Source organism: Paenibacillus urinalis, from assembly GCF_028747985.1.
In the GTDB taxonomy this organism is placed as follows: domain Bacteria; phylum Bacillota; class Bacilli; order Paenibacillales; family Paenibacillaceae; genus Paenibacillus; species Paenibacillus urinalis.
Map to the genome: position 1 here is coordinate 66760 of NZ_CP118109.1, position 17294 is coordinate 84053.

Here is a 17294-nt window from a genome sequence, read left to right on the forward strand (position 1 = left end):
AGGAGGTCGCTTAAGATGAGTGGCACAAAAGGAAAGAAAGAATTTGACAGTTTGCGCATTGAAATGTGGGTATCCGGCACTGCTAACACCAACAAGGATGGAGGCTATTGTGTCATGCTTCATTCTGCTATGGGTGGCCAGCATTATAAAAAAACTCTTGGTGGATATGGCAAGGATACAACTGTAACTCGAATGACGCTTAAAGCAGTTCTTGAGGGACTTAAAGAAATAAAGAAAAAAGCCTTTGTCCATATCTATACCGGCATTCCACAAGTCAGTGCGGGTCTAAATAAGCTGATTCATCAATGGGCTAAGAATGATTTCAAGAAAGCTAATGGCGATCAGCTCAAACATGAGGATTTATGGCGTCAAATTCATGCTCTTTTGGAGTCAAAGACTATAAGCTATAAAGTCCATTATATGGCCGATAGCCCAGCTCCAGAGAATAATATCGAAGCTATTCATATCTCAAGTGAATATGCAATGAAAGCAAAACAAACGATATATGAAACAGCAATCGCTGTGTCATAAGAAGGAGGATATCATGCTACCGCAAGATAAGAATCGCCCAGGTTGGGCAAGAATCGATGCTCGTGTTGAGTTTGTTTATTTAGGCAAAAAGTATTTAGGTGTAGTGGAAGATACCAGTTATACATTCTGCACATTCAAGAACATTATTGATCTTAGAAAGAACAAACCTGCAACTATTCCAAATACGATTGCGTTTGCTTATATTCAGAATCCAATTGTCAGGACGGTGATCTGATGAAAAGATCATTCATGGATATTATCGGACCTGGCTTGGATTTTATTGCAGATCGTTTCATGCTTTGCTTATTAACGGCTGCCATTCTGGCTTCACTAGCTATTTTATTAGAACCCTTCGGCATTTTTATTATTCTTGCTGCCGCTGCTTTGTTTACATTTTATATTAGATGGGATCTCCGAAGACAAAGTATTGAAGAGATCATTATTGAGGAGGAAGAGATTCAATGGGAAGACAAATCAAAACGACATGCTTAAAATGTAACGAGACTGTAACACTAGACTTTGGTGATGCAAACTATTCTCAAGCTTTAAAGATGGCAGAAAAGCTAGATAGGCGTGCTATGGAATGCCCTGGCTTTCATGTGGAAATCGGTGGCTGGAATAAATATTGGCAACTAAATCGCATTATTGAGGAAGCATATACTGAGGAAGAAAAGGATATATGTCGTGATATTGTAAGGCGTATCACAATTCAAATACTCGATGGCAAATATTTAGAGAAGGAACATGAGTTTGGAACTGAGAAAGAGACCGGATTATTCCTTCAAGGCCTTATAGATGGCGGACTAAAAGAAGATTCCCGCGTTCATGTAAGGCATTACAATTACTTTAAAGAAGAACTCGGAGATTATGAGGCTCCAGCGAAAACAGCACTCACTTATTTAAGCGGAAGCCATCTGTGTTGATCGTCGCTAACGCTCCCATGGCCTTATAGAATTAACATTACGGAGGGAATACTTATGCTTATGAATATTGTAAATAAAATCGTTAATGCAGGCACTATGAATACTATAACAGAGGCGATTAAGCCTCTTACATCCATGCAGAGGTATGAAGCACTGCGCGCAGCTTCTGAGGCACTTTCTGATGAAGTAGAATCTCAACTTACTTCTAAGAATACGCTTCTTGCTATGTGGACTATGTCAAAGCTTGCTATTATTGATGATCTGGCACTTCAGGAAGAACGTAAAGCACATAACGTTTTGCAATATGAGCGTATCAAGGAAGAAGTAGCATTATGATTTGGTATTTTATATTCGGATTCTTTGTTCTGATAGGGCAGTTTTGGCTACTGCCCGCTGTTGTTTTATTCGCATTGATCAATCACTTTTGGAATACTCAAGTAAAGCTACCTAAATCTAAAAATAATTGGAGGAAATTATAATGTTAGATAAAATTAAAAGCGATATTCAAAACGCAATCTCTGTTGAAGTAGGCATGATGACTGGTAATGGTACTTATCCTGTTATCGTTCAAGATATTTCTGAGGGATCCATTACAAAAGGATGGTCGTTAACTTATTACCCTCGGTTGCTCAATACTAATGGCCCAGAGCGCTTATATGACGGAAGAGAAGCTTTCTCTACACTCCGAATTGCTAATTTCAGCTCCCTTTATCAAGCCATTATGGGCATTGACCAGCGATTTCTGAATGGCGATTCTGTTGAGATTGGCGCAAATAATCGTAAGCGTGCCACTTATGAACTCAATGGAGCTCGTTTCTCTGCTGTTGAGTATGAAAATAGTGTATCCATTTCACTCACAATTACTCATGATAAATCTCCTCTACATATGCTTAACATCAATTTTCGAGTAGTGGATAGCAACAAAGCACCAGGTAGTCGCTATTTAATCGGCATGGAGGACCATTGGGATCGCAATACAGATGTATTTACTGAAGAAAATGCTTCACTCACACCGAAAAAACGACGCATGCTTCAGGTTCACCAAGATAGGGCTAATGGACAAGTAACGCCTTACATTAAGACGATAGCACAACAAGGAAATCTTCCGAATACTTCGTTTGTTCATCCGGATGTGTCCCCATTCGAATACGTGCAGGATGTTCGAAATAAGTACAAGGCACTTGCCTACATTCAAGAGCAAACCATTATAGAAATTGCAATGGAAAAAGCTCTTCAAATTGTGAATCAGCAATCGAATCAGCGGTCTCAGCATCAATCTTTTGGCTTTGGATCCCAAACATTCGGCTCTCAGCCTCCTGCTTTTAGCGCTCAGCATCCTTTTGCAGCTCAACCACTCTTTGGTCAGCAGTCGTCTTCGCAAGCGCCACAGGCTCAACCACAAGGCTCTGCATCCCCAAATAGCTTTCAGGCGCAGTCTATGCAGTGGGGTGCTCCGGTTGATTCTGCAGGAAAGCAAATTTTCTAACTAGACATTGCAACTCAGGGTTCCGATGATTATTTAAAATCGGGCCTTGCATGCAGTGCCTAATTGTTTAAAATAGTATTGAACAATGGGTTAACGTGATATAATGTAGGATAGAAGGGAGGTTTCCTCTTGATACAAGTGCGCAGCCAATACGATAACGTATATATTAAAATATTGGATAACATAGATACATTCGAATATACTTTGTCCAGAGTTCGATCTTTGCCTGGACGTGCGTTCAACATGGAAACTGGCGAGTGGATGATCTCCCGTGACAATGTTGGTGCTCTTTTGTTTAATTTTAACAATCAGATTATCTGGATGACCCCGCTTAACGAAATCGTTGCTGGATTAGACATCTATGACGAGATTGTACAGAAGCACTTACAATGGGAATCCGAAACAGAGTTCAAGAAATTTAAGCTGTTGCTATATCCATATCAAAAAGTGGGTGCAAACTTTCTTCTTGATCGAGGATCCGCTGCCGTTTTTGATGGTTGCGGTCTTGGCAAGACTCCGCAATTGATCGGCGCTTTTGAGAAAATTTTTGAACGTGGTGGCAAGCGCGGACTGATCGTCACACTTAATTCTCTTAAGAGGCAATGGGCTAAGGAAATTGAGAAGTTTACGGGTAAGCCAGCTATTCCAGTAACAGGCACATCCAAGCAGAGAGAGAAGCTCATACGTGGCTTCGCTTCACATAAGAAGACACAATATTTGGTGATCAACTATGAAATCCTGCGGGATGAAAAACTTCGCAAACTTATTACTAGTATTCCTTTTGATGCCGTTGGATTAGATGAGGCTCAAAAAATAAAGAATGGTGTAACAGATACCTTTTTGGATCTCAAGCCAAGCCAGATAGCTTCCGCCACTTATGAGCTAAAATATATTCCTCATCGGTTTATTGCTACTGCTACACCTATGCAGGGTAAAGCAGAAGAGGTGTGGAGTCTGTTCTACTTCGTTAATGAACATATACTCGGTGATTGGTATGCTTTTCGTGAAAGATACTGCGAGTATAGCAAGCGATATGGGATTACAGGCTACAAAGAGCTTGGAGAACTTTATTATCGCATTGCGCCTTACTTTATACGGAGAACGAAAGAGAACCCAGAAGTACAACAGCAATTGCCTAAAGTTACAGATGATCCAATCTTCCTTGATATGACCGATAAGCAAGCACAACTTCATGATTATCTTCTGGATAAGTACATGGAAGTTAAAGAGACAGCTAAGAAGATTTCCTCTAGCCCGGATCAGTATCATTTTATCGCCGGCAAAAGCATGTCTAAAGAGGAGGCGAAGGAATATTACGATGCATTAGCTCAAGGCTATCAAATATTTATGCTGAGTGCTTGTGATTCTCCGCAGCTTCTTACAATGTCCGATTCATCCATGGCGCAAGGCATACTGAAGGATATCTCTTTGTCCGAGAAAGACCTTAAATCACCAAAGGTGGATCATATTGTTCAGTTCTATGAGCAAATGCTTTATGATGAGCCAAAGTCTAAGGTTGTTATATTCACTCAGTTTGCCCGTATGGCTGAGCTTATTCATAGCAAGCTCAAGCAATCGGTGGTATTCCATGGAAAGATGAATGACAACGCGAAGGAATTTGCTAAAGAGCAATTCGTTAATAATCCGAACATTAAGGCCATTGTGTGTACCGATGCTGGAAGCACTGGACTGAATTTGCAGGTTGCCAACTATATGATTCATGCTGACTTGCCTTGGGATCCTACTTTAGTTGAGCAGCGGAATGGCCGCATTGATCGCACAGGCAATAAGTTTAGCAACATCAACATCTATTATTTGATCATGAATAACGGATACGACGAGCATCTGCTGAATATTCTCGAGCGTAAATCATCGATGGCCAATACAGTTATTGATGGCGGCAAGTCAACCGCCTCATCAAAGAACATAAGCAAGCTTGCAATGGAAAACATGATCAAGGAAAGAAAAAAATCTTCTCAGGGTCTTGTAACTGTTGGAGGTTAGGAGGAATCTTTATGAAAGGAATGCCGGTTGTTGTAAAGAAGGTCCCATATTTATATGGGCCTGAAAAAGAGAAGGTTTACTTCGCTCACCAATTGATTCACTTAGAAGCAATGGGCAGGTCAGATTATTGGGGTGAAGAATTTATTCCTGATGGAAACTATAGCTTTAAGGTCGAGCCCGATACTTTTTATAACTTGTATAATTACACCGGTCGTCTTGATCATAAGCGGGTTCACTACTATGATAAGCGCCAGAAGCGTAGAGTCTGGCGCTCTCTTTATGACCTGCATCTACAGTTTAATCAGCATGGCCAAGTGCATGTGCTTTGCAAAACAAGTGGTGTTACTAAGCAGCAGGCTAGAAAGATAATTGTCCGTGAAGTTATTAAATTTGAGAAGACTAGCTATGTTCGCAAACATATATGGCCAAAGGTTATCCATAAGCACCGATTAACTCATATATTTAAGAATTTTGGGGATCGAGGTCATTTATGGGTCTCATCTACCTGGGGAGAACCTATTGATACCATATGTGAAAAAAGGTTCGGGCGGATTACAAAATCGCCTCTTGGCATCGGCAAATTCTATACATATAAGCCGAAGTTCAAAGTAAATTTTAGTTCTTGGATAAATTCCAGCTCAAGTGATTTGAAAGGTGAGTATCAGAACCCAGACATTTCTTATATTAATTACAGTGGAGGATCATATTCGAGATCAAGTTGTCATGACAATGATTTGCTTTTAGAAATTGAAGCCCAGCTTGATCTTAATAACTTGATGAAGAAGTACCACGATCAGCAACGATACGAATCTATATTCAACACATAAAAATTATCTCTTTTGAAATTAATGTTTATTGGGGTGAACATTCATGGAATTAATGACAGCCTATCATTATCGAGACCCCGGTGAGTTTCAGGCTTCAATCAATTTGCAGAAGGCTAAAAATGGGGATTTCATTGGCTTCTGGACTACAGAAAAGGGGTTAGTTATTCGGCCTGCCAATATGACAGATAGTCATCTTTTAAATTGTATTCGCCTAACTGAAAGAAGAGTGCAGGATATTGATCTTCGCGAGCTTGCTTCTCAAATTATGAGTAAAAAATACAGGCGCAATAAAGCTAAAAATATAAGGATGGATGTTATTGCTGAATATCTTCGCAAATCCAAAACTTATTTATTGATGATTGAAGAAGCAAAAAACAGGGGGTTGATCTAATGCCTAAAGAACAATTTTTTAATTATAGTAGTGTACTAGAAATCGCATTATCTACTCAGTCAATTAATAGCAATAATATCCAGTATCAAGAAGAAGAATTGAAAGTTGCAAATGTCATTTTTAATAACAACTCAGTATCTGATGAGCAGCTTGATAACATTAGCTTTGAAGGCATTAAACGACTATTCGAAGAGATTAATTATACTGCCACCCTTGAAGATGGGGAGGAGTATACTCCCAATATGCTGAGAGACAGTATTTATCAACATGTATATATGCGCGAATTTATATTTGAGCTAAAAAAGATGCAGCGAGTTCGACAACCAGTAAAATTTTTTTAATAGAGGTGTGATCCATGCACGAAGTTACCCCTTTGTTCGGAGCTGAAGAACGTGATTATTGGCTTAATCAATTAGATATTCTTGCACTCTTGAAAATTCGAAGGATTAATAATTTTGAAACTTCATCGGAATTTAATAACTTAACAACTCAGCCTGGTGATGGATTAGTTCAAACATTATTTCGCCTAACTCTTCACGATCTTATATTTCCCTACGGAGCAGTATTTGGCTATTCCGATGATGATCATGAAGATACAATTGCGAGAATCGAGTTTTATTTTCGTGAAGATTTAACAGAAACAGAATTAAAAATACTAGCTCCCATCAAAAAGAAGTTTGAAGATATTCTTGATGATATTTCAGGTTTTGATTTTGATGCCTCGTGGGAAATCGAACAAGAAGATATATTGCATATTAAATATTATTATTTTGTTGGTGTGGGGTTGGGTGCTATAAATTTTATGAACTTACTTAAAGAAATAAAGCCATATTTAACAGAAGGAGGCAATGGAAATGTCAGTCAAGATCGAGCTTCATCCTGAAAAGATGCCGCTTTTAATTATTGAAGATAATGGAGTTAAAACGACGAAATATGTTTATGCGGATCAAATTATTGATATGCTTCAATCATCAACAGGAGGGAAAGAATTTACATCTGATAGAGTGGTTCTTACTTCTCCTGCGCTTCCACAAAACACAGCCAAATATGCTCAATCTGAAAAAGGAACAAACTATTTATTTATTACAGTAGAAGAAACTACCCATGATGTTAAATATCATGATTTTAGTTTCGAATCGATACCATATCCAAAAATGGTTTTTGCTTTTGCTGTTGCTGGTAAAACACTCATATCGGCATATGTTGCAGCTTATAAAGACTTAAGCCTTAGAGACACGTCTGAGCTATACCGATTCCCTTATTCTAATGTTTACGATAGTGGAAAGCTCTGCTACTGGACTAATGAGTTGGTTCATGATCTTGTGCAGTTGCAGACATTCCCTTATCAATGGCGTGAAGTGCCTAATAATGATCATATTTATTTTTCCGGAGAAACCAACAAAATTAAAGACACCTTGTATAATGTCTTTGACATGTTTAAAAACAAGCCATTTGATTACGATATCCTAACACCAATGAATACGACATTTGGTGATTGGTCTAGATTATTTATTAATAACAACTAGGAGGAATTATCATGGATTTTATTCAAGAGCAAGAAAACAATGAGGAATTAGAAAAACAAAAGCAGCTCGATTATATGATGAAATCAGTGGAGCCAGAAGAACCAGAAGACGAGGCAGAAAGCAAAGACGCTAATGTTGAGTATGATCTCTTTGGTGAGCCTATTGCTGCAGCAACTCCAAAATCAAAATCTTCAAAGCCTAAAGTCAATGCTACAAAGCCATCACCGACTGATCCTGTCAAATATGATACGAATTGGGTATGTCTCGTTTACGATAAGCGCATTCCCGTTCCAGAAGACGGATTAACATTGGAAAAAGTGCGACAGTACTTGGAAATGGAGTATCCTCAATTTTCTAAAGACCGCACTGAAATGATGATTGATAAGGAGCAGAAATATATCATTCCAAATGTAACCAAAGCACCGAAAAAGGGGTGATTATATTATGATCAAGGAAATCAATGTAGCTGATTCTTTATCAGGATTTTCTATTGTTCAGATTGGCGTCGGAGGTAATGGAGGATATTTAACCCAGCGTCTTTCAAAAATGCTTAAATCTTTCCTGCAGACGAATCCAGTTTTTCGCTTTACTTATACGCTTATTGATGGGGATCGATTTGAAGAGAAGAATCTCCTGCGGCAACCATGCATCGAAGAAGATATTGGTTTTGTAAAGTCTCAAGTGTTAGCTGATCGTTATGGGAATGTTTATGACTTTCCGATTCATTATAAGGATGAGTACATTGAATCTATTCAAAGTATTGAAGAAGCATTTAGCATTGGGGGTCATCGGGTAAAGATTCTTATCGGCTGTGTTGATAATCATGCAACACGCAAGATCATGCATGAATACTTTCATAGCTGCACAGGCGATATTATCTACATTGATAGTGGAATTGATCCTTACGATGAAGATGATCCAGCTTCAGGATATTCTGGACAGATTGTTTGCGGTCTTAAATTAAGCGGAAAAGTAGTGCTACAGCCGGTTGGAGATCTATATGAAGATATCTTAACAGATACGGAATCAAAGCTCCCTACAGAGTCATGCGGGGATATTGTGGCTAATCAACCGCAGCGCATGATGACAAATGAAATGGCAGCTCTCGTTATGGCTGGCTATCTAAATAACATATTAGGCTCACGCACTCTTATCAGTCATGTAACAAATTTCAACGCAAGACTATTATCAACACGCTCTGAATATATTACTGCAGGACAATTCGCTTTAGCAGAAAATGTCCGTTTAGTTACAGCATAATACACAATAAAAGCCGGTGGCTCTCATTTTGAGGGCTGCCGGCTTTTTTATTTCTCAATTCTTATAACAACGGAGGTTAGTTCATTGAAGACTTTTTTCGAAGTGATGCAGATTGTCATTTTCCTTTGGTTAAGCTATTGGTTTGTCATTGGTCTATTCGGCTTCGGCAAAGCAAAGAAGTTAGCGAATCATGCGCCTGAAAACCGATTTTTGCTTCTAATTCCTGCGAATAACGAGGCGGCTGTCATATCTGACATCTTGGAAAATCTTAAGCAAATAGACTATCCTGATCATCTATATGATATCTGCTTAATTGCTGACAACTGTCAAGACAACACAGCAGAGATAGGTAGATCCAAGGATGTAATGGTCCTTGAGCATTTTTATCTCCCAGGGGAGAAAAAAGGAAAGCCCTATGCTATTCGTTATGCGATTGAAACAGTCGATCTGAATCAGTATGATGCAATCTGTGTATTTGATGCAGACAATCTTGTTTCGAGAAATTATCTTGAACAAATGAACAATCACCTTTGTGCTGGAGAGAAAATCGTTCAATGCTACATAGACACGAAAAATCCTACAGACAACTTTGTAACGATCGCATTCGATACAAGCTTTCGTGTAATGAACAGATCATGGCAATTGGCCAAATCACGTCTTGGACTCAGTAACGTGATCGGCGGCACTGGATTCTGTGTAGAGATGAACGTATTTCGTGAAGTAGGCTGGACAGCTAAGAGCTTGACTGAAGACCTAGAATTTACAATGCAGGCTCTCCTTAGAGGCGTGAAAACAACGTGGTGCCACCATGCTAAAGTATACGACGAGAAGCCTACTGGCTTTAAAGACAGCTGTATTCAGCGTCTTCGCTGGTCGAGAGGGCATTGGGATGTATGCTTTAAATATACTGCCCCCCTGCTTAAAAGAGCATTCATAAAGGGAGACCTATCTGCATTTGACAGCGTTCTTTATCTGCTTAATCCAGGAAGAATTGCTGCCGCTTTTATCATGTCTTCATTTTTCTATATAGCTTTGGTTTTTGGCCACACTTTATACGATACGATTATTCCTATGTGGGTTTACACATTTATGCTTCTTTCTAATTTTATGTATATCCATATCTCATTAAAGGATGCAAAACATAAGGTGAATACCTTTAAGGCTTACTTCTATTTAAACCTAATTAGCCTATCTAATATTCCGCTTTATTTTTGGTCATTCTTGACTTTTTCTAAGAAAGTTTGGGTGACAACAAAACACACAAAGTCCTCAAGCCTTCAGCAAGTGGAGGATCTTGTTTAAATCTGTAATATTAATTCGTATAACAGAGCATTTTTGACCTATTCTAATATCACAACCTAATATCTCCAAGATTATCGCCTATATTGTAACGCATTACATTATATGTAGTACTTTTATTTTGTAATGCATTGCAAAACATGGGGTATAATGCTATGATATCTTACGACAACCGAACAAAGCGAGGTGGAAACAGAATGAAACATCGTAATTTTTATACGATGGGCGTCATTAATGTCCTACTTGCTGCCGCACTTGTTACTAGCGTTCAAAGAGCGGATAGTAGCTTGCAAGAAAAGAGAAACACGATACATGACTTAAACCAGACTGTAGCTAACCAGAAGCTTCTGATCGACACTCAGCAGGAGGTGCTGAACGATCAGGAAATTTTGAAAAAGCAGAACAATGAATTGGCCTATCAGCTCAATACCGTTAAGGAAAAAAGAGCAGAAGAAAATGAGCAGTTCAAGGAGCAGCTGGAAGTGCAAAATCGTTTGTTCACTCAGAAAATTGAGAAGCTTTCGAGCGAAAAAGAACAAGCAAAGCAAAGTGCTAATTCCCAGACCAGGCAACTGAATTGGGATGAAGGCACCGGTTCGTCTTACATTGCCACGTACTATGATGCAAACGAGGCATCTACAGGTAAGGGACCCGGCCATCCGGCTTATGGAGTGACATTCTCCGGTCGGAAAGTAGAGGCTGGTGTTACGATTGCAGTAGACCCGAGATTGATCCCAATTGGATCGTGGGTCGAAGTCATGTATCCAGACGGCAGAGTAGAGAAGCGGCGCGCTGACGATACTGGTGGGGCTATTAAAGGCCACAAAATTGATATCTATGTGCCCGATGCTTCTGACCGTACTAGATACGGAAAGCACGAAGTCAAGGTGAGGATTATCTCTACACCAGAGAAATTATAATCACTGCAAATTATGAGGAGAGGGCGATCTGCCCGAGGAGGAACTAACATGCCTATAGATGGACAGGGTGATTTGTTTGACAATCTTATACCTGCATCAAGAGAAGAGAAACCTTTCGTATCTCTTAGAAGAGAAGATCTGCTTCAATCTTCTTATGTAATCAGCAATGTATTACTCAACGTTCTCATTAAACGAGGAATCATTCGCGAAGATGAATTGAATGATCTGCTTGACGAAGCATGGAAAACATACAACGAGCAGGTGAGATTGCATGGCAACAATTAATAAGATACAGTCTGTGGTTACGCATTTTTCTGAACAATTAAAAGACGGTGAGTACCTCAGTGAAGTTAAGATTGCTGGCAAAATTACTTCTGTCAGTTTGACGCCTTTATTACCTATTTTCGATAATGAATCTTCGATTCGATCATTTGTTATTGACGACTACATAGGTGAGATCCGAGTGATTATCGCTGATGATGTATATCAGAATTTCAAAGATATCATCGAAGTTGGCAGCTACCTGTGTATTGACGGAATTTTAAACGTAATCGATAAGCTGCCTAAAAAAGAGTTTTCAGTTGTTGCCTATGATATGGAGCTACTGGTATGAGAAATGTGTTTGTTTTGCCAGACGGCACCGAACAGCACTTCATGTATCCTGTTGAACGAGATATAGAAATTGGTGATCGCTTCGCTGCACATTTTAGCGATAATTCAGATCACATACTTACTTTAACTTCTATTGTTCATGAGGAAAAACGTATTCTCTACAAGCTTTCGTATTAGGTCGCTAACGCTCCATAGGCTTTTTGAAATTATAAATTAAATTACTCTTGAGGAGGACTTTCACATGTCTAACTATCAAAATAATGGTCAAGGTCAACAAGGAAATAACAATCAGGGGAACAGCATGCCTTCCCACGCAGAAATCGAGCTCATCGTTAATTTGGCTACTGTAAAGGATCCAAACAATCAAAACGGCGATCGCGTACATGCTTATGCAAGAGCTGTTGGAGATTCTAAAGTTGCTAATGCAAGTGTAGCTGTTAATCACCAAGGTCAATCTGAACCGGATTATTGGAATCTTGAAGTTTGGGCGAACGGCGACCGTGACGGTAACTTTAAATTTCTGATGGAACACTGCTATAAGGGTCGCCAACTCTTCATCAAAGGTATTCCAATGCTGAAGAAAAACACAGATGGCCGTATGTTTCCGACCATCAAAGTTAGCAAAATCCAAGGTCTGGGTTCTAGCAATAACAATCAATCTGGTAATGGATCTAATCAACAACAAGGCGGCTTTGGTCAACAACAGCAACAAGGCGGAGGATTCCAGCAACAGGGTTATCAGCAACAGCCGCAACAAGGGTTTGGCCAGCAACAAGCTGGAGGCTTCCAACAGCAACAGCCTCAGCAAGGTGGGTTCCAACAGCAACCGCAACAGCCTCAACAAGGCGCTCCTGCTTGGGGTAATCAACAAGGATTTAACCAGCAACAAAATGGATTTGGTCAGCAACAACCTGCAGGATTTGGCGCCCCACAACAAGGAGGCATGCCTCAAAACCAGCCGCCACAAGGTAATTTCCAACCACCATTCGGCGCACCGCAACGCTAATCCTTTTAAGCAGGTGATGCATTATGTCTCAGCATAAACCTGCAGAAGCCATTTCACGCTTCCTGCACGGCATCTTCTCATTCTATCGGGATAAGGGGATGAACGTGCAGGGAGCGAAAGGGCGCATGTATGAAGAATCTTTAACCAAGATTCACAACATGATCAAAGATGATAAGGATATTCCGGATCATGCCCAGGTGATTTCTGCACAGTTCTTTTCCAGAACGCTTCAGGCCCGAGGCCGAGCGTTAACAACAGAATTAGAGTCAGCCGTAGCGGCTGGAGACGAACATTTGATTGCAACACTCCGCGCCGCTATTGGCGACCTGCACAAGATAAAAGTAGGGGTTGATGATTTTATCGTCAACTATAAAGGAGTGTACAATCATGGCAGCAACAACGAAGGCTAAAAAAAACGATGAGAAAGAATCGGCTAAGCCTAAAAATCCGGTTATGATGGATAATAAAGCAATCCAAGCCGATTTTAATAAGCGCTTTGGCGAAGGCACTTTCTTTACACTTGAAGGAAATGAGCGCACTCAAGTTACTCCTATTCCTTCTGGTATACCGGCATTCGATTTTGCAACAGGCATTGGAGGGGTTCCTTCTGGTCGTATAATCGAGATTTACGGTCCAGAGTCATCCGGTAAAACAAGTTTGTGCTTAATGCTTGCAGGAAAATTTCAGGAGTTAGCAAAGCTTCCAGGACCCTTCTTCGGAAAGAAGGTAGGGTTTATAGATGCTGAACATGCTTTAGACCCTTATCATGTCTCTAACTTGGGCGTAGACACTTCGGCAAATGGGATGTTGATCAACCAACCAGAGACAGGGGAAGGAGCCTTTGATCTAATGGAGGCTATGTGCTTATCTGAGCAGTTCGGTCTTGTAATAGTCGATTCAGCAGCAGCGTTGGTGCCTCTTGCAGAAGTTGAAAATGATATGGAGTATAATCCGATCGGACTTCAAGCTCGAATGTTAGGAAAAGGGCTGCGTAAATTGAAAGGTCCTGCTCAAAAAACGGGAACTACTTTTATTTTTATTAATCAACTTCGTCAAAAGCCAGGCTTAAAAGGAGCAGTAGTAAATACAACTCCTGGCGGTCTTGCTCTTAGATTTTATGCATCAATGCGTATCGAAGTAAAAGCTACAAAGATCGAAAAAGGCGGATCTGAGGTTGGCCTGGCAACTACTCTTCATTTCAAGAAGAATAAGGTCGCCGTTCCGTTTACAACCGCTGAGTATGATTACTATTGGGTCGGTGGCGTTGATCGTGTGAAGAATATTATGGATGTCGCTTGTGATTTAGATATCATTCATCGTAAAGGAGCTTATTATTTTTATGGTGCCGACCCTGATGATTCAAAGAATCCTTTCACAGATGGATCTGGTAATGAACTCAAGTGGCAAGGGAAAGAGCAATTGCTTCAAGCTTTAAGAGTTAGCCCAGCACTGTATGAATATACAAATAATCTTGTTCTTGGAAATATTCCAAGCGATACTGTTTTTGTAGATGAATCTGATTCAGATGAGGAGCCCGATGATTTGGAAGGCGCAACTGAAGAAGAAGTATTACTCTAAATAAGGAGTGGTTGATATGGCAGCGGCCGAAAAACCAGTTTACTATAATGAATTGCTTAATGATATGCCGCAGGAGTGTATGCTGCAACAATCTCATGACATGTTGCGTCAAGATATACAAAACTGCAGATTATGTCCGTTTGCTAAACTTACCAAGCCGCTGCCTCTCAACAATTTTGATGCTTCAATTATGATCGTCGGGGAGACTCCCGACGATGTTTTGTATGATGGCAAGCGAGGCGGAAAACTTGGTAAATTATTGGTTGAAATGGGTATTGATCTTAAAGACGTCTATTTAACTTCCCTTACAAAATGCTCAGAGTCCCAAGACTCCGCCAAATGTGCCCATCATCTTACCGGTGAGATTTTAACAGTTCGCCCCTCTATTATAGTTTGTTTAGGATACAAGACTTCTAGTACAATTATGCAACAACCTCAGTTTGGTCAGTATGTTCAGATAGCGCCATATACACATGCATTAGCAACATATTCATTTGCTGATGCAGAAGAGGCGATTGTTTTAGACACGCTTCGGGGGCAGTTTAACTATATTTTAAATGTTTTACAGGGGATGAGGACAGCATGAGCAAGGACTACACTATCAACGAAGCAGCCAAGATCCTTGGCGTTCATAAGGATACGATCAAGTACTGGGAGGAAAGAAATCTAATTCCCAGAGCTAGACGTTCTATTAAAAACAGTCCACGCCATAGTTATCGCATCTACAATGTGGATGAGATCAGGGCTATCGCTAAAATACGAGGCATTTACGATGTTGAATTGGACGCCGCGATACACAACTTTCATATTTGGGAAAGAAAGTAAGCCTCGTTATAAATTTTTCATGGAATTTCCAATATTTCGTTGACACTATACGACAAAGTATTTATAATCAAAAAAGTAATCGATAATCGCAGGAAACAAGAGGATTCTTGCGGGATCGAGCAGGAGCGTGGTTTTAGCAATGGAAATAAGACAGCTAGAGAAGAATCTTGCTATGGAATCCGCCAGAATCGGAAAGAAAGTCATTGGGCGGGGTCCTACAGAATGCAGAGTTCGCATTATAGATTCCATGATTGTAATTCGTTGCAGGCTAGAAATGACGCAGTTAGAAAAGCTAATGTACAAGCATCTTGAAATATCAAATGTAACGCATGCCATGATTGAAGACTATAAAAAAATTCTTCTCCCTATGATTAGCGTCACACTTGCTTCGATTCACTCAGATCTTGAAGTTACAGACTCTTATCTGAAACTTAATACAGAAGGCGGATTCTCTGTTTTTATTTTGAATATGAATATGGACATTGAAAAATTAATAGCACAAGAAAGAGTGACCGGCTCTAAGTCGGTCACTCGAAAGATAGCAATTAACTGAAAATAAATGTTCAGTTGAGGCTGGTCAGTTTACTCCTTTCTTTCGGGATACTGTCCAGCCTTTTTTTAACCTTGCTTTTTCCTTTGTATCGCGCAAAATCCCTAGGTATACAGAGTAAAATGCCTCTTTCGCGAGATAGCCGTTGCAAAAATGTAACGCATTATATCTTTTCACTTTGTAACGTGTTATACTTTATCGTAACAAGTGAAATTGTATTGCGTTGCTTTGTGCCAAAAGGCGATGCAAAATTGCGAGGAGGATGAAGTCGTGTCTGAAAATTATCTGGAAAGTCGCCTGACGAAGAATGAAATGTTAGTTTATGAGTATATAAAGCTTAAAACAGAAGAACAGGGATCCGTACAAGAATCTATGATTCAAATGGCTGAAAGCATTAGCGAAATGTTTAAGGATCGCATCTCTGTCCGAAAAGTTCATTCCGTGGGCGGCGCAAGTTCCAAAAGCAAAAAAGGTTCTGCCATTAGCACCGCAACGATTTCACGCGCGGTTAATCGTTTGAAAGCTGAAGGCATAATTGATATTAGACAGTCGCCTGATAGCACGACACCACACGAGTATGTCTTCTTAGGCTTGCCTAATGAAGAAGAACAAGTGTCTGAAATACTCAATCTGGCTGACAAATTGAACAGTCATTTACAGCGGTTTGAAAAGCTTCTAGTGAATCGTGATAAGGAGATTCATCAGTTGAAAACGGAGAAGAAGCAGCTGTATGTTCAGCTCGATGCAAAGAATGAGGAGATCCGCGCTTTGAACGAATCATTAGCTTCGCTGCAGAATGAGTTGAAACAAATCAACACAGATGGAGTGAATCCGTTTAATGACGGTCAATTCGTAGGAATCACGGACATTGGTGATGGCGTTCGAGCCTATCTCGTAAAGACACACTAAGTTCGAGGGGGAACACGTCCACATGCTTAATCTTTTGACCAAATCAAATCGCACATCCGATACTTTTGCAAGATGGGTTGCAAGTGCCGTTATGAGCGGAAAAAGCAGCACGATTGAGAATTTTAAGGAGCAATTAATGGTTCAATTTTCAAGCAATCCATCCTTTAGCGGTTTAGTGAAGGAGCGGATTGAGGATGAATTTTGCGATAACCTTTCTATGATGCTGGATAATTATGAGAGACCTTGTTTGGATGAATCATATTACCGCATCGCTATGGTCAAAGGTAAGTTATTACATGTTGAAGTGGACTGCGAATTTTGTTGCAGAGTTGGAGTGACTTCGCATCAATTCCTTGGCAGGGAGCTTTCAAAAGAGTTTATGCCTTTAGATAACCTGGAACATGTGCGGGATTGCTATTTCCGCGCATGGAACGGGGAAACAGTAGACTTTATCAGTCGCGGCAACACGGGAGAGTCTTATACAGTTAAGCTGAGCCCGGTCTATGATGATAATGGTGCTCTTTGCTTTGTCGAAGCTATTTGCCGTTTCACGAACCCGATCCCTATTGATCAGAGTGTTCGTGATGAAATGGGAGAGTTTCAGCCTACTCAATATGTATTATGGTAATGTAGTTAGGAGTGATTAC

At 40.1% G+C, this 17294-nt stretch carries 27 protein-coding genes; all 27 read left to right on the forward strand.

What is annotated here, in order from left to right; translation table 11 throughout:
• Window positions 1-15: 15 nt before the first annotated feature.
• Window positions 16-531 carry an RNase H family protein gene (locus tag PUW25_RS25635; RefSeq protein WP_274338766.1) on the forward strand — a complete coding sequence of 172 codons (516 nt, stop codon included), beginning with the start codon at window positions 16-18 and terminating at the stop codon, window positions 529-531.
• Window positions 532-544: 13 nt separating this feature from the next.
• Window positions 545-766: a hypothetical protein gene (locus tag PUW25_RS25640; protein ID WP_274338767.1), complete on the forward strand. Its 222-nt coding sequence runs from the start codon at window positions 545-547 to the stop codon at window positions 764-766.
• Complete coding sequence (locus PUW25_RS25645) at window positions 766-1023, forward strand: hypothetical protein (protein WP_274338768.1); 258 nt, start codon at window positions 766-768, stop codon at window positions 1021-1023. The genes PUW25_RS25640 and PUW25_RS25645 overlap by 1 nt, the downstream gene beginning before the upstream one ends.
• Window positions 993-1454: a hypothetical protein gene (locus PUW25_RS25650; RefSeq protein ID WP_274338769.1), complete on the forward strand. Its 462-nt coding sequence runs from the start codon at window positions 993-995 to the stop codon at window positions 1452-1454. Before PUW25_RS25645 ends, PUW25_RS25650 begins: the two co-directional genes overlap by 31 nt.
• A gap of 54 nt (window positions 1455-1508) precedes the next feature.
• Window positions 1509-1790 (forward strand): hypothetical protein, encoded by a 282-nt coding sequence (locus tag PUW25_RS25655; protein WP_274338770.1) that lies wholly within the window; start codon window positions 1509-1511, stop codon window positions 1788-1790.
• A 142-nt stretch (window positions 1791-1932) separates the two neighbouring features.
• Window positions 1933-2940 (forward strand): hypothetical protein, encoded by a 1008-nt coding sequence (locus PUW25_RS25660; protein ID WP_274338771.1) that lies wholly within the window; start codon window positions 1933-1935, stop codon window positions 2938-2940.
• Between the two features lie 138 nt (window positions 2941-3078).
• The gene (locus PUW25_RS25665) at window positions 3079-4944 is read left to right on the forward strand and encodes a DEAD/DEAH box helicase (RefSeq protein WP_238546453.1); all 1866 of its coding nucleotides are present in this window, start codon (window positions 3079-3081) and stop codon (window positions 4942-4944) included.
• An 11-nt stretch (window positions 4945-4955) separates the two neighbouring features.
• On the forward strand, window positions 4956-5771 hold the full coding sequence (locus PUW25_RS25670; protein WP_047913029.1) for a hypothetical protein: 816 nt from the start codon (window positions 4956-4958) through the stop codon (window positions 5769-5771).
• 43 nt (window positions 5772-5814) lie between these two features.
• Window positions 5815-6162: a hypothetical protein gene (locus PUW25_RS25675; RefSeq protein ID WP_047913028.1), complete on the forward strand. Its 348-nt coding sequence runs from the start codon at window positions 5815-5817 to the stop codon at window positions 6160-6162.
• The gene (locus tag PUW25_RS25680) at window positions 6162-6503 is read left to right on the forward strand and encodes a hypothetical protein (RefSeq protein ID WP_047913027.1); all 342 of its coding nucleotides are present in this window, start codon (window positions 6162-6164) and stop codon (window positions 6501-6503) included. The genes PUW25_RS25675 and PUW25_RS25680 overlap by 1 nt, the downstream gene beginning before the upstream one ends.
• Before the next feature lie 14 nt (window positions 6504-6517).
• Entirely contained in the window at window positions 6518-7045 is a 528-nt protein-coding gene (locus PUW25_RS25685) for a hypothetical protein (RefSeq protein WP_047913026.1), read from the forward strand.
• Window positions 7017-7688, forward strand: coding sequence for a hypothetical protein (locus PUW25_RS25690; RefSeq protein WP_047913025.1), 672 nt, complete (start codon window positions 7017-7019; stop codon window positions 7686-7688). Before PUW25_RS25685 ends, PUW25_RS25690 begins: the two co-directional genes overlap by 29 nt.
• Before the next feature lie 11 nt (window positions 7689-7699).
• Window positions 7700-8125: a hypothetical protein gene (locus tag PUW25_RS25695; RefSeq protein WP_047913024.1), complete on the forward strand. Its 426-nt coding sequence runs from the start codon at window positions 7700-7702 to the stop codon at window positions 8123-8125.
• A gap of 7 nt (window positions 8126-8132) precedes the next feature.
• Window positions 8133-8948, forward strand: coding sequence for a ThiF family adenylyltransferase (locus PUW25_RS25700; RefSeq protein ID WP_047913023.1), 816 nt, complete (start codon window positions 8133-8135; stop codon window positions 8946-8948).
• An 84-nt stretch (window positions 8949-9032) separates the two neighbouring features.
• Window positions 9033-10250 (forward strand): glycosyltransferase family 2 protein, encoded by a 1218-nt coding sequence (locus tag PUW25_RS25705; RefSeq protein ID WP_052512170.1) that lies wholly within the window; start codon window positions 9033-9035, stop codon window positions 10248-10250.
• A 194-nt stretch (window positions 10251-10444) separates the two neighbouring features.
• Complete coding sequence (locus PUW25_RS25710; RefSeq protein ID WP_052512168.1) at window positions 10445-11167, forward strand: 3D domain-containing protein; 723 nt, start codon at window positions 10445-10447, stop codon at window positions 11165-11167.
• Between the two features lie 48 nt (window positions 11168-11215).
• On the forward strand, window positions 11216-11452 hold the full coding sequence (locus PUW25_RS25715) for a hypothetical protein (protein WP_047913022.1): 237 nt from the start codon (window positions 11216-11218) through the stop codon (window positions 11450-11452).
• On the forward strand, window positions 11439-11780 hold the full coding sequence (locus PUW25_RS25720) for an OB-fold nucleic acid binding domain-containing protein (protein ID WP_047913021.1): 342 nt from the start codon (window positions 11439-11441) through the stop codon (window positions 11778-11780). The genes PUW25_RS25715 and PUW25_RS25720 overlap by 14 nt, the downstream gene beginning before the upstream one ends.
• Window positions 11777-11956, forward strand: a complete 180-nt coding sequence (locus tag PUW25_RS25725; RefSeq protein WP_047913020.1) for a hypothetical protein — start codon at window positions 11777-11779, stop codon at window positions 11954-11956. The genes PUW25_RS25720 and PUW25_RS25725 overlap by 4 nt, the downstream gene beginning before the upstream one ends.
• A gap of 64 nt (window positions 11957-12020) precedes the next feature.
• Window positions 12021-12785, forward strand: coding sequence for a hypothetical protein (locus PUW25_RS25730; protein WP_052512166.1), 765 nt, complete (start codon window positions 12021-12023; stop codon window positions 12783-12785).
• Between the two features lie 23 nt (window positions 12786-12808).
• The gene (locus PUW25_RS25735; RefSeq protein WP_047913019.1) at window positions 12809-13195 is read left to right on the forward strand and encodes a hypothetical protein; all 387 of its coding nucleotides are present in this window, start codon (window positions 12809-12811) and stop codon (window positions 13193-13195) included.
• Entirely contained in the window at window positions 13173-14363 is a 1191-nt protein-coding gene (locus PUW25_RS25740; protein ID WP_052512164.1) for a recombinase RecA family protein, read from the forward strand. The genes PUW25_RS25735 and PUW25_RS25740 overlap by 23 nt, the downstream gene beginning before the upstream one ends.
• Before the next feature lie 16 nt (window positions 14364-14379).
• Complete coding sequence (locus PUW25_RS25745; RefSeq protein WP_274338772.1) at window positions 14380-14949, forward strand: uracil-DNA glycosylase family protein; 570 nt, start codon at window positions 14380-14382, stop codon at window positions 14947-14949.
• Window positions 14946-15188: a MerR family transcriptional regulator gene (locus PUW25_RS25750; protein ID WP_047913017.1), complete on the forward strand. Its 243-nt coding sequence runs from the start codon at window positions 14946-14948 to the stop codon at window positions 15186-15188. Before PUW25_RS25745 ends, PUW25_RS25750 begins: the two co-directional genes overlap by 4 nt.
• A gap of 139 nt (window positions 15189-15327) precedes the next feature.
• Window positions 15328-15741, forward strand: coding sequence for a Na-translocating system protein MpsC family protein (locus PUW25_RS25755; RefSeq protein WP_274338773.1), 414 nt, complete (start codon window positions 15328-15330; stop codon window positions 15739-15741).
• 267 nt (window positions 15742-16008) lie between these two features.
• The gene (locus tag PUW25_RS25760; RefSeq protein WP_047913015.1) at window positions 16009-16647 is read left to right on the forward strand and encodes a hypothetical protein; all 639 of its coding nucleotides are present in this window, start codon (window positions 16009-16011) and stop codon (window positions 16645-16647) included.
• A gap of 22 nt (window positions 16648-16669) precedes the next feature.
• On the forward strand, window positions 16670-17275 hold the full coding sequence (locus tag PUW25_RS25765) for a hypothetical protein (RefSeq protein ID WP_047913014.1): 606 nt from the start codon (window positions 16670-16672) through the stop codon (window positions 17273-17275).
• Window positions 17276-17294 lie beyond the last annotated feature (19 nt).

Bases quoted from the DNA above. Each gene is read 5' to 3' on its own strand.
- PUW25_RS25635 (WP_274338766.1), top strand. From the start codon at position 16: ATGAGTGGCACAAAAGGAAAGAAAGAATTTGACAGTTTGCGCATTGAA.
- PUW25_RS25640 (WP_274338767.1), top strand. From the start codon at position 545: ATGCTACCGCAAGATAAGAATCGCCCAGGTTGGGCAAGAATCGATGCT.
- PUW25_RS25645 (WP_274338768.1), top strand. From the start codon at position 766: ATGAAAAGATCATTCATGGATATTATCGGACCTGGCTTGGATTTTATT.
- PUW25_RS25650 (WP_274338769.1), top strand. From the start codon at position 993: ATGGGAAGACAAATCAAAACGACATGCTTAAAATGTAACGAGACTGTA.
- PUW25_RS25655 (WP_274338770.1), top strand. From the start codon at position 1,509: ATGCTTATGAATATTGTAAATAAAATCGTTAATGCAGGCACTATGAAT.
- PUW25_RS25660 (WP_274338771.1), top strand. From the start codon at position 1,933: ATGTTAGATAAAATTAAAAGCGATATTCAAAACGCAATCTCTGTTGAA.
- PUW25_RS25670 (WP_047913029.1), top strand. From the start codon at position 4,956: ATGAAAGGAATGCCGGTTGTTGTAAAGAAGGTCCCATATTTATATGGG.
- PUW25_RS25675 (WP_047913028.1), top strand. From the start codon at position 5,815: ATGGAATTAATGACAGCCTATCATTATCGAGACCCCGGTGAGTTTCAG.
- PUW25_RS25680 (WP_047913027.1), top strand. From the start codon at position 6,162: ATGCCTAAAGAACAATTTTTTAATTATAGTAGTGTACTAGAAATCGCA.
- PUW25_RS25685 (WP_047913026.1), top strand. From the start codon at position 6,518: ATGCACGAAGTTACCCCTTTGTTCGGAGCTGAAGAACGTGATTATTGG.
- PUW25_RS25690 (WP_047913025.1), top strand. From the start codon at position 7,017: ATGTCAGTCAAGATCGAGCTTCATCCTGAAAAGATGCCGCTTTTAATT.
- PUW25_RS25695 (WP_047913024.1), top strand. From the start codon at position 7,700: ATGGATTTTATTCAAGAGCAAGAAAACAATGAGGAATTAGAAAAACAA.
- PUW25_RS25700 (WP_047913023.1), top strand. From the start codon at position 8,133: ATGATCAAGGAAATCAATGTAGCTGATTCTTTATCAGGATTTTCTATT.
- PUW25_RS25710 (WP_052512168.1), top strand. From the start codon at position 10,445: ATGAAACATCGTAATTTTTATACGATGGGCGTCATTAATGTCCTACTT.
- PUW25_RS25715 (WP_047913022.1), top strand. From the start codon at position 11,216: ATGCCTATAGATGGACAGGGTGATTTGTTTGACAATCTTATACCTGCA.
- PUW25_RS25720 (WP_047913021.1), top strand. From the start codon at position 11,439: ATGGCAACAATTAATAAGATACAGTCTGTGGTTACGCATTTTTCTGAA.
- PUW25_RS25725 (WP_047913020.1), top strand. From the start codon at position 11,777: ATGAGAAATGTGTTTGTTTTGCCAGACGGCACCGAACAGCACTTCATG.
- PUW25_RS25730 (WP_052512166.1), top strand. From the start codon at position 12,021: ATGTCTAACTATCAAAATAATGGTCAAGGTCAACAAGGAAATAACAAT.
- PUW25_RS25735 (WP_047913019.1), top strand. From the start codon at position 12,809: ATGTCTCAGCATAAACCTGCAGAAGCCATTTCACGCTTCCTGCACGGC.
- PUW25_RS25740 (WP_052512164.1), top strand. From the start codon at position 13,173: ATGGCAGCAACAACGAAGGCTAAAAAAAACGATGAGAAAGAATCGGCT.
- PUW25_RS25745 (WP_274338772.1), top strand. From the start codon at position 14,380: ATGGCAGCGGCCGAAAAACCAGTTTACTATAATGAATTGCTTAATGAT.
- PUW25_RS25750 (WP_047913017.1), top strand. From the start codon at position 14,946: ATGAGCAAGGACTACACTATCAACGAAGCAGCCAAGATCCTTGGCGTT.
- PUW25_RS25755 (WP_274338773.1), top strand. From the start codon at position 15,328: ATGGAAATAAGACAGCTAGAGAAGAATCTTGCTATGGAATCCGCCAGA.
- PUW25_RS25765 (WP_047913014.1), top strand. From the start codon at position 16,670: ATGCTTAATCTTTTGACCAAATCAAATCGCACATCCGATACTTTTGCA.